General features: G+C 58.3%; 1 protein-coding gene. It reads left to right on the forward strand.

Annotated elements, in window-relative coordinates:
* The first annotated feature begins 395 nt into the window (after positions 1 to 395).
* The gene (locus tag E3O45_RS07895; protein WP_134442905.1) at positions 396 to 764 is read left to right on the forward strand and encodes a hypothetical protein; all 369 of its coding nucleotides are present in this window, start codon (positions 396 to 398) and stop codon (positions 762 to 764) included.
* Positions 765 to 1179: the final 415 nt, after the last annotated feature.

Consider the following 1179-nt stretch of genomic DNA (forward strand, 5'->3'; position numbering starts at 1 on the left):
CTCGGGTACCGACGGCCTAACGAAGTGCACTACGGTTATGAAAAGCCAGCCCTGGCAGCGTAGAAGAAACCACTAATTCCGCTGTCCGAAATCCCCGCGGCAGCTCACTTACGCCCAAGAGATCACGTGCACCGACACCTGCGTTGTGACGGATGAGCGGGAGGTGCGGGTGATTAATAAGGAGGCCATTTACGCCAGCTATTACGGGGTCACCCTGAATGCCGTCGTGGGAATCACTACGGCCTACTGCGTCAATCCCGACGGCGCGCTTTCCTGCCCAGCCTGGGTGGATCGGGCTATTGGCGCGGAAAAGCCGGCTTCGGCGTCTCGAACCTCTGAAACTTCAACAGTGACGACAACTTGGTCGTACGCACCCAAGGGGATCGACGCACAACATGACCGTTGACGTTGAGCTGTTCCTGCACACCATCCGGCAGCAGTTGCAGCAGACACCACGAATAGCTCCGGAGAAAGATTGGGTGGCTGGCGGACAGGCCGCTGACGGTCGTGCGGTCGTTCTCTACACGGCGAAAGACGGAGGTGCGCTGCTAGGAAGAATCTGGAACCTGGACAGCTACGCCGTGCTTTTCGGTACTGAGGACGCAGCGAAACTGGCCCGCGCCGCTTACACGAGCGAGATATTAGAGCCGGAAGGACCCACCGTGTTACGACAGGAGGGCTGGGCAGACGGACTAGTCGAGAAGGCCAACTCGGTGCGGTGGCTCGGGCTGGTGCCAGACAATACCCCTGATTCCACCGTTTAGCTTTCGGAAGACAGCCTTACCTGATAAAAGTTTTTCGAATCCCCGCTAGCGATAAGGCTACGTCGTGGCTAAGCAAATCGGTGAAGCAGCAGGGACGAACTGATAGCCGTCGGGCGGCGACGCATCCAAGCCCGGGGGTCTGTATCGGCAGGCTGAACGCGGTTCGCCCTGCTCAGGCAAATCAGCCTTCCAAGGCCAGTGTCTAGTTGCCGCGGCCGGCACAGATAACCTATTTGCAAATTTTTTAAAGAAGATTCGTCACGACGGCATGGGTCCACAGCTGGGTGGATAAATAGCGGTAAGAAGTGACTGAGTATTAGAGCCTCTGAGCCCCACCCGATCGTGCGGTTGAGCCCCATCGATCGTGCGGAAGAGCACCAGTGGTGGTGTGGCTCAGCACCACAGGTGCTCCCCG

Origin of the sequence: Cryobacterium sp. TMS1-20-1, assembly GCF_004402355.1 — a bacterium.
GTDB lineage: Bacteria > Actinomycetota > Actinomycetes > Actinomycetales > Microbacteriaceae > Cryobacterium > Cryobacterium levicorallinum.